Genomic DNA, 8,799 nt, shown 5'->3' with positions numbered 1-8,799 from the left:
ATGTGCATTATTCCATTCATCTTTCTAATTTGCTAAGTAGAGTCGTAGAAAGGGGTTAAAGCGCATTTGTATTGTATAAAAAATATTGCTGTAAGTAAAATAATAGTGTATTATACACAGTATAATTATAGTGTACGACATATAGTATAAGTAAGTGAGGTGGAAAATGAGTAAATTACTAAATTCATTGATAACAGAATTACGGAGAGGAACGTTGACACTTGCGGTTTTGAGTCAGCTTAGAACCCCTCAATATGGTTATTCTTTAGTTCAACTCCTAGAAAAGTCTGGCATTTCAATTGATCAAAGCACGTTATATCCTTTACTTCGACGTTTAGAAAAACAAGAGCTAGTTGAAAGCAGCTGGGATACAACGGAAAGTAGACCTAGGAAATACTACGTATTAAGTGAATATGGAATAGAAATTTTGGAACAGTTACAAGACGAATGGGAGAAAACAACAATGGAACTTCAAACTTTATTGAAAGGAGATGTGGAAAATGCACCTGATTGATATTTATATACAGGAAGTAACGCGCAGAATTCCTGAAAAGAATCGGGAGGACATTGCGCTTGAACTTAGGTCAACTATTGAGGATATGCTTCCCGATAATTACTCGGAGAAAGAAGCGAAAGGGGCTCTTGCAAGTTTAGGGAATCCGGCATTGCTTGCAAGTGGTTATGCAGATCGTCCGATGCATTTGATAGGACCAAGATACTTTGATATGTATGTGACTTTATTGAAAATGATTATACCAATAGTGGCGATGCTCGCATTAATCGTTGTTATTACGGAAAATATTATGTCTTATACTGGAGAAGAAGCTATACTTGGTACAATTCTTACTATTGTAGGGCATGGTATATGGGGAATGATTAGCTCGCTGATTCAGACATTTTTCTGGACTACATTGGTTTTTGCTATTTTGGAGCGTACGGATGCTTTGAAAGATAAAACTCCGCTTACCCCCAACTGGAAAGAATGGACACCAGATGATTTGAAAGGTATACCGTACATTAAGAAGGAAAAGAAAATTTCTAAAGTCGATATATTTGGTAGTCTGCTATGGATTGCAGTCTTTGTAGCTGTTTATTTCAATGCCGTTCATTTAATTGGTGTTTATGAAAAGATTCAAGGAAAGCTTCAGTTAGTAATCCCTACTTTCAATCAGGATGTACTATATTCCTATTGGTTGATTGTTTTATTTGCATTACTCTTAGAAGTAGCTTTTGTTTTTTATAAATTCATGGCTGCACAATGGACTACAAAAGTAGCCATTATGAATACTGTACGAACGGTCGTTTCTACAGTCGTGTTTATCATTATATTTAATGAAAATAACCTGATCAACATAGAGTTCTATAAGTATCTGGAGCATTTATTCCATTTTACTTTTGAACTTCAAGAGCCTGTCAAAGTTGGAGTTATATTAATGTGGATAGTATTTGCTGTGATTGATGTAGTGCAAGGGTTTCGAAAAGCAAATATTCGAGGGTGAGAAGAGTGGCTTTTTATCACTCTTCTTTTTTGTTTCTAATATTACAGGATTATTAAAAACTAACTAGAAAGGTTATTTTAGGACAAAAGGAGGGTATAAACTTAGCAAGACTAAAAACTAGGAGGAAATACAATGGACATTGAATCAAATCGACGAATTGAAATAGCTCGTTCAGAAGAAGAGATGTATGAAAAGTTGGAACTCCTGCAAGAACAAGGATATGCGGACAGTGATATACATGTAATATCTCAAGAAGGTGCGCATCTGTATACGTTAAATCGTCATTCTAAAGTTTCTACTCATGAGGCTGGAACGTTTGTCGATAAATTTAAATCCATCTTTACTGGCGATGATGCTATAACAGAAGGGCTCCGGAGACTTGATTTGTCAGAAGAAGAAACGGATTATTATGCAGGGGAAGTGGCCAGAGGATCAATTGTTCTCTACACGGATGTGCTAACATTTGCTGACGAATCGTCCATCGGTCGCTTAGATGAGCCGCAAGATCGTTTTGCACGAGGAGAGACATTTGCAACCGATCCTTATTTAGTAGGTGGAGAAAGGCGGATTTCCCCCGAGCAATATGAAGAAAGAAGACAATTAAAGGAAAAGCTAGATGAAATGCCACAGAGAAATAGACTATATTAATAAGAGTAACAACCTCTCCCCCTTGTGCATGAGTGCAAGGGGTTTTATTAAGTTAATAATCTATGAGATAATAAGTATACGAACAAAGCAAGGTGGGATAAGATGAACTTCGTGGCCATAGACTTCGAGACTGCAAATAGTGTACGCTCCAGTGTTTGCTCGGTCGGCATAGTGATAGTAAAAAATGGGAAAATTGAAGAAGAAGTGCATACATTGATCAACCCATTGAGTGAATTTCATTATTACAATACGAAAATTCATGGGATTACGGAATATATGGTACAGGATGCACCGACATTTGAAGAGTATTGGCCTAATTTTAAACAGTATATCGACAACGAAACGATTATTGCGCATAATGCAAGCTTTGATATCGGCGTGTTACGAGACTCTTTAAAAAGGATTCATGAGTCTGAGCCGAATTTTCAATATGGATGCTCCTATCGAATTGCGAAAAAGGTTTGGCCAAATTTGTACAATCATAAACTCTCCACTGTCGCAAATTATTTAAGTATTAGCCTGAGGCACCATGATGCACTGGAAGATGCTCGAGCTTCCGCATTAATTGCACTAGAGGCGATGAAAAAAACACAAACCAACTCCATTCAAGAGCTTTCTGTTTTGCATAAGCTTAAATTAGGAAGTCCTGCCCTGGCAAATAAGAAAACACCGCGTGCTAGAAAGAGTTCTGGTGATGCATTCTTGCAGTCAATCATGGCAGAAAGTGGACCTCTTAATACAAAGCACCCATTTTATGGAGCGAATATTGTATTCACAGGAAAAATGGTAGCCATGACGAGGCCGATAGCCGCACGATATGCAACTAATTGTGGTGCTATTTGCAAAGGGCAAGTAGATGCAACAACAAACTTTTTAGTCGTGGGAGATCAGGATTTATTTAAATATGTACAAGGTATTAAAAGTACGAAGATGCAAAAAGTAGAAGCGTTGATTGAACAGGGCTACCCGATTGAAATTGTTGGAGAACAAGACTTTTTAAGAATGGTCAAATAAAGAAAGAGACAAAGGGTAACTTTCCATTACATCTAATAAAAAAGTAACAACTAAGCCACATACTAATGGCTTAGTTTTTTTAAATCCTAAAAGCATACTTTACCACTTGGAATAATTTGATTATGATGATAGATAAGAAAAGAGGGATAGAAAATGAATATCGATCATTTGGAAGCGTTTATGTATGTCGTGCAATTAAAGAGCATTCATAAAGCAGCGGATGCATTGTTTTTGTCCCAACCGACAGTGACTGCAAGGATTAAAACATTAGAAAGAGAATTGAATACCGAATTATTTGTTCGCCAAGGCAGGGGACTTTTGCTTACGGAGCACGGACGAGAGTTTATACCATATGCAGAACAAATCATTCAAACGTATAAAGAAGGAAAAAAAATTATGAAGGAAAGAGCTGGTCATGAAGAAGTAGTTATTGGGGCAAATACTATTACTTCACAATACTTTATTCCTTTTGCATTACCATTATGGAAACAAGCAAATCCGCAATTACGTTTTAAATTTATCGCAGCGCCAAATGATGTTTTAATAGAAAAGCTTTTGCAAAAACAAGTAGATATAGCTTTTATCAAGGATCCAAATAATGAAGGACTTCAAAAACAACAATTATTGGATAATTCCGTAAGATTAGTTGCTTATCCAGATCATCCTTGCAATATGAAGAAAATATAACAGCCAATCGATTAGCTGAAGAGCAAATGGTATTTTTTGAGTGTGGCGCTTTTGACTGGAATCGAATTCATAAATTATTTGAAGTGGGAAAAGTGGAACCTAGAATTGAATTCCAAGTAGATCATCTAGAAGTGGCCAAATCTATTATTAAAAATCGCTGTGCGATTGGGTTTTTACCTTATCTATGCATAAAGAATGAACTAGCAAGAGGGGAATTGATAGAAATCGATGTTGCTCATTTAATTCAAATTAAGCAGCATGTCTTTTTAACTTATGCAAATCAAGACGTTGCAAAATGGCAATTATGGAGAGATATCGCTCAAACTGTTGAAAGCTTTCAAATGTACCAATAGACTTTCTCTATCAATCCAATAAATTTTTCTATCAGTAAACGTATTGCAATTCATCTACTTAAAGTGATAGCATAGGATTCAATATAAAATATATATTAATCGTATCAGTTAACTAGGTTTAACTTGAATCATCAGAAGAACCTCTCTTCTAGAAGTAGAAGGATGGAATGCAGGAATACATGTACAAAATAAATGCTGATTCAAGTTAAGCCTCCGGCGGATGTCACAGATTTTGAATGGAGTGAATTGCGTATCCGCAATTCAAAATCTGAACGCAATTACGCCGAGGCGTAATTGATAAATGGGAGGAATTCACATGACGAACAAAAGAAAGATTCGATTTGGGGCAATCATTCACGGAGTTGGCGGTAATATATCAGGATGGAGACATCCAGAAGTGCAAACAGACGCGAGTGTAAGCTTGGATTTTTATAAACAACAAGCTCAAAAAGCAGAAGAAGGAAAATTTGACTTGGTATTTATCGCAGATGGATTATTTATTAATGAAAAGTCCATTCCACATTTCTTAAATCGTTTTGAACCTTTGACTATTTTATCGGCGCTTGCTGCTGTAACTTCTCGTATTGGTTTAGTTGGAACTGTCTCTACTTCTTACAGTGAGCCTTTTACTGTTGCTCGTCAATTTGCATCGCTCGATCATATTAGCGGTGGCCGGGCAGGATGGAATTTGGTGACAACACCTTTAGAAAGCACTGCATTGAATTACAATAAAACAGTTGAACAGCACCCCGATCATGCTACAAGATATAAAATTGCCGAAGAGTATTTAGATGTAACAAGGGGTCTTTGGGACTCTTGGGATGATGATGCATTTGTGGGAGATAAAGAAAATGATGTGTTTTTCGATCCAACCAAATTACATCATCTGAATCACAAAGGTGAATATTTCTCGGTACAAGGGCCATTAAATATTGGACGTTCGAAACAAGGGCAGCCGGTAGTATTTCAAGCAGGATCTTCAGGAGCAGGAAAGACAATTGCTGCAAAAGGAGCAGATGCTATTTTTACTATGCATCCAACACTAGAATCTGCGAAAAGTTTTTATGAAGATGTGAAACAACAAGCTATCGAATTCGGACGTAACCCGGATCAGTTAAATATTTTCCCAGGCATTTCGCCAATTATTGGTGATACGGAAGAAGAAGCGGAAAAGAAATATGAAGAGATTGCTAATTTAGTTTCTATTGATAGAGCTTTGGCATACTTAGGTCGTTACTTCGATCATCATGATTTTTCTCAATATCCGGTAGACGAAGCTTTCCCCGAATTAGGTGACATAGGAAAAAACAGCTTCCAAAGCCATACAGATCGTATTAAACACGAAGCAAAAGTGCAAAATCTTACACTTCGTCAAGTGGCACTAAGAGAAGCAACACCCCGTTCAGAGTTTATAGGAACGCCAGAAAAGATTGCAGATTTAGTACAAAAATGGTTTGAAGAGCGTGGTGCAGACGGTTTTATCATTGCAACACAAGCGCCTCATACATTAGACGATTTTGTGGGAAAAGTTGTCCCAATCTTACAAAAACGTGGGTTATACCGGGAAGAATATGAAGCAGACACTTTAAGAGGAAATTTAGGACTTCCATTTTTAAAAAGTCGATATGCTAAGCAACTTGTTTAATGCATTAAGAGAGAGGGATAAAATGATTTCCATTTCTAATCTTCATAAAAAGTTCGGAAAAAATGAAGTTCTAAAAGGTATAAATATACAAATTGATAAAGGGGACGTCATTTCCATATTAGGTCCAAGTGGTTCAGGAAAGACGACGCTACTACGTTGTATTAACTATTTAGAGAGACCAGATGAAGGTACTATCACGATAGATGATGTCACAATCGATTCTAAAAAAGTGCATAAAAAAGATGTATATCAGTTACGAAGAAAATCGGCGATGGTATTTCAAAGTTACAATCTATTCCAACATAAAACAGTTTTACAAAATGTGATGGAAGGATTAGTAGTTGTTCAAAAAGTGAATGTGAAAGAAGCACGTGAAATTGCACTTGAAATGTTGAAAAAAGTGGGCTTGGAGCAAAAAGTAGATGCATATCCTCTTCAGTTGTCAGGTGGACAGCAGCAACGAGTAGGCATTGCACGAGCATTGGCTTTGAATCCAGAAGTTATCCTTTTTGATGAACCAACGTCAGCGCTAGACCCTGAACTTGTAGGAGAAGTATTGGATGTTATTCGGAAGATTTCTCGGGAAGGTATCACCATGATTATAGTTACGCACGAAATGAATTTTGCGAAAGAAGTGTCTAATAGAGTCATTTTCATGGATGGTGGGGTAGTGGTCGAAGAAGGCGTTCCTAACGATATTTTTAGAACACCTAAAGAAGACCGTACAAAACAATTTTTAAAAAGGATGACACCTGAGCTAGAGTATTCAATTTAAAAACGAGGTATTTTGGAAGTGGAGGAGAGTTTATGGGGTATAAATTAGGGATTTTAGATCAAAGTCCGGTTGTCGAAGGCGTATCTAACTATGATACTTTGCAAAAAACAGTAGACTTGGCTCAGAAAGCAGAAGAATGGGGATATGAACGATTTTGGGTGTCAGAACACCATAATTCAGATACAGTAGCCGGTTCATCTCCAGAAGTACTAGTTTCTTATCTGTTAGCGAAAACAAGAAGCATTCGAGTAGGCTCTGGTGGAGTTATGCTACAGCATTATAGTCCCTATAAAGTTGCAGAAAATTTTAACGTGCTAGCCACGCTTGAACCTGGAAGAGTAGATCTCGGTATTGGAAAAGCTCCGGGTGGATTGCCTCTTTCCACAAAAGCATTGCAATATGGAACAGCGAATACAGGGGAAGATTTTGAAGGAAGGTTAGCTTTCTTGCAACAGCTTCTGCATAATAATGTTCCCGAAACACATGAGCTTGCTAATGTTCAAGCAACTCCAATACCTCCTGTAAAACCAGAAACCTATTTGTTAGGCGCAAGCCCAAATAGTGCAAAACTAGCTGCAAATCTTGGAATTTCTTTTGCTTTTGCACGTTTTATAAATAGCGATAACGATATCTTAAAGGAAGCGGCAAATACGTATCGGGAGATTTATCCGAATGGAACGTTTATCGTTTCAGTAACAGTAATAACAGCTCCTACCGAAGAGGAAGCGAAGAAACTTGCGAGTAACCAAAAAATTATAAAAGTTCATTTAGCAAGTGGTCGTACGCTAACATTACAAACAATAGAGCAAGCTGAAAAGTTTGGAAAAGAGTCAGGGGAAGCATATGAAGTAAAACAATATGATGCGAATATCATTTGTGGAACCCCAGAGCAAGTGAAGGAAGTTTTAGATGAGTTTCATCAAGTGTACGGTGTAGATGAATTTATCCTGCATACACCGATTCCGAATCCGAAAGAACGACTTCGCTCTTTTGAATTATTAAGTCCGAAAAAACTATTGAAGCAAGCAATTCATGCATAAAATTGGAGGAAAAAAACATGGCACAAAATTTATCAGTAGTTGTTTGGTCAAAAGAAGGATGTAGTTATTGCAACGAAGTGAAGAAATATTTAGCTGAGCAAAATATTCCTTATAAAACAGTAGACGTGACGAATCACGATGAGTTTCGAGATATTTTAGAAACTAAATATAATGTTCGTCATGTGCCTGTCGTTGAAATTGGTGAAGGAAATACCTACAAAGCTGTGACAGAAGTTGGTTTAGAGCACTTAAAGGTAGCTTTAGAACCAGCTCTTGTATAATTTTTTGTATAAAACCTACTAAACAAATAAGAAAAGAGGATTTATATTGAAGAAAGTATTAACACTTTTATTAGTCCTAGCAGTCGCTTTTCTAGGGGCTTGTTCTTCTAATGAAGCAAGTTCTAAAACTTCAGATGGCAAATCAGATGTACAAAAGATTATTGTTGGTACTGGTACGCAATTTCCTAATATTTGTTTCCTAGATGAAGACGGTAATCTAACTGGGTACGATGTGGAGTTGGTACGTGCAATTGATGAGAAATTAGAAGAATATGAATTTGAATTCAAAACGATGGATTTTTCTAACTTACTGCTGAGTTTAGAAACAGATAAGATTGATTTTATTGCCCATCAAATGGAAGTGAATGAAGAACGTCAAGAGAAGTTCTTGTTTAATGAAGTGCCTTATAATGTTTTCCCATTAAAAGTTACGGTTCATCAAGGTAATGAAAGCATCCAATCTATCGATGATCTAGCAGGAAAAAAGATAGCGACTACGGCTACTAGTAACGCAGCAGTTTATATTGAAAAATATAATAAAGAAAACAATCTTGGTGCAGAGATTATTTATACTTCTAGTACATCTGACATCGTTAATCAACTTCGCACTGGACGTGTAGATGCAACCATTTCAACGCCATTTGCGGCAGACTTTTTAAATGAACAATCAGATGCACAACAGAAAGTTGTAGGGGACACTTTACTTAACTCAAATGTTTACTTTTTATTACAAAAAGGAAACACAACACTTCAAAAACGTATTGATGAAGCATTAACAGAATTGAAAGAGGATGGAACGGTAAGTGCATTAAGTAATGAATGGCTTGGAGCGGATTATTCGGTAGAATTCTAAATCC

General features: G+C 36.8%; 11 protein-coding genes. All 11 read left to right on the top strand.

All coding sequences use genetic code 11. From position 1 onward, the window contains the following. Positions 1-166: 166 nt before the first annotated feature. Positions 167-514, top strand: a complete 348-nt coding sequence (locus tag OR571_RS20985; protein ID WP_282245746.1) for a PadR family transcriptional regulator — start codon at positions 167-169, stop codon at positions 512-514. Beyond that, entirely contained in the window at positions 501-1,499 is a 999-nt protein-coding gene (locus OR571_RS20980; RefSeq protein WP_282245745.1) for an HAAS signaling domain-containing protein, read from the top strand. The genes OR571_RS20985 and OR571_RS20980 overlap by 14 nt, the downstream gene beginning before the upstream one ends. A gap of 132 nt (positions 1,500-1,631) precedes the next feature. Next, on the top strand, positions 1,632-2,147 hold the full coding sequence (locus OR571_RS20975) for a YflT domain-containing protein (protein WP_282245743.1): 516 nt from the start codon (positions 1,632-1,634) through the stop codon (positions 2,145-2,147). Positions 2,148-2,249: 102 nt separating this feature from the next. Continuing rightward, positions 2,250-3,161, top strand: a complete 912-nt coding sequence (locus tag OR571_RS20970; RefSeq protein ID WP_282245742.1) for an exonuclease domain-containing protein — start codon at positions 2,250-2,252, stop codon at positions 3,159-3,161. A 153-nt stretch (positions 3,162-3,314) separates the two neighbouring features. Then, positions 3,315-3,848, top strand: coding sequence for a LysR family transcriptional regulator (locus tag OR571_RS20965; protein WP_282245740.1), 534 nt, complete (start codon positions 3,315-3,317; stop codon positions 3,846-3,848). 26 nt (positions 3,849-3,874) lie between these two features. Next, positions 3,875-4,201, top strand: coding sequence for a LysR substrate-binding domain-containing protein (locus OR571_RS20960; RefSeq protein ID WP_282245738.1), 327 nt, complete (start codon positions 3,875-3,877; stop codon positions 4,199-4,201). A gap of 316 nt (positions 4,202-4,517) precedes the next feature. Continuing rightward, positions 4,518-5,846 carry an LLM class flavin-dependent oxidoreductase gene (locus OR571_RS20955; RefSeq protein WP_282245737.1) on the top strand — a complete coding sequence of 443 codons (1,329 nt, stop codon included), beginning with the start codon at positions 4,518-4,520 and terminating at the stop codon, positions 5,844-5,846. Between the two features lie 22 nt (positions 5,847-5,868). Next, positions 5,869-6,621 (top strand): amino acid ABC transporter ATP-binding protein, encoded by a 753-nt coding sequence (locus OR571_RS20950; protein WP_282245736.1) that lies wholly within the window; start codon positions 5,869-5,871, stop codon positions 6,619-6,621. A gap of 32 nt (positions 6,622-6,653) precedes the next feature. Then, complete coding sequence (locus tag OR571_RS20945) at positions 6,654-7,661, top strand: LLM class flavin-dependent oxidoreductase (protein WP_282245735.1); 1,008 nt, start codon at positions 6,654-6,656, stop codon at positions 7,659-7,661. Positions 7,662-7,678: 17 nt separating this feature from the next. Further along, positions 7,679-7,942 (top strand): glutaredoxin family protein, encoded by a 264-nt coding sequence (locus OR571_RS20940; protein WP_282245734.1) that lies wholly within the window; start codon positions 7,679-7,681, stop codon positions 7,940-7,942. A 46-nt stretch (positions 7,943-7,988) separates the two neighbouring features. Then, on the top strand, positions 7,989-8,795 hold the full coding sequence (locus OR571_RS20935) for a transporter substrate-binding domain-containing protein (protein ID WP_282245733.1): 807 nt from the start codon (positions 7,989-7,991) through the stop codon (positions 8,793-8,795). The last annotated feature ends 4 nt before the right edge of the window (positions 8,796-8,799 follow it).

The sequence above is a fragment of the Psychrobacillus sp. NEAU-3TGS genome, assembly GCF_029955155.1.
GTDB lineage: Bacteria > Bacillota > Bacilli > Bacillales_A > Planococcaceae > Psychrobacillus.
Note: the sequence above shows the minus strand (reverse complement) of the source record. Positions and strands in the feature narration are given on the sequence as shown.

Coding starts and splice junctions, on each gene's coding strand:
- OR571_RS20985 (WP_282245746.1), top strand. CDS start 167: ATGAGTAAATTACTAAATTCATTGATAACAGAATTACGGAGAGGAACG.
- OR571_RS20980 (WP_282245745.1), top strand. CDS start 501: ATGCACCTGATTGATATTTATATACAGGAAGTAACGCGCAGAATTCCT.
- OR571_RS20975 (WP_282245743.1), top strand. CDS start 1,632: ATGGACATTGAATCAAATCGACGAATTGAAATAGCTCGTTCAGAAGAA.
- OR571_RS20970 (WP_282245742.1), top strand. CDS start 2,250: ATGAACTTCGTGGCCATAGACTTCGAGACTGCAAATAGTGTACGCTCC.
- OR571_RS20965 (WP_282245740.1), top strand. CDS start 3,315: ATGAATATCGATCATTTGGAAGCGTTTATGTATGTCGTGCAATTAAAG.
- OR571_RS20960 (WP_282245738.1), top strand. CDS start 3,875: ATGGTATTTTTTGAGTGTGGCGCTTTTGACTGGAATCGAATTCATAAA.
- OR571_RS20955 (WP_282245737.1), top strand. CDS start 4,518: ATGACGAACAAAAGAAAGATTCGATTTGGGGCAATCATTCACGGAGTT.
- OR571_RS20950 (WP_282245736.1), top strand. CDS start 5,869: ATGATTTCCATTTCTAATCTTCATAAAAAGTTCGGAAAAAATGAAGTT.
- OR571_RS20945 (WP_282245735.1), top strand. CDS start 6,654: ATGGGGTATAAATTAGGGATTTTAGATCAAAGTCCGGTTGTCGAAGGC.
- OR571_RS20940 (WP_282245734.1), top strand. CDS start 7,679: ATGGCACAAAATTTATCAGTAGTTGTTTGGTCAAAAGAAGGATGTAGT.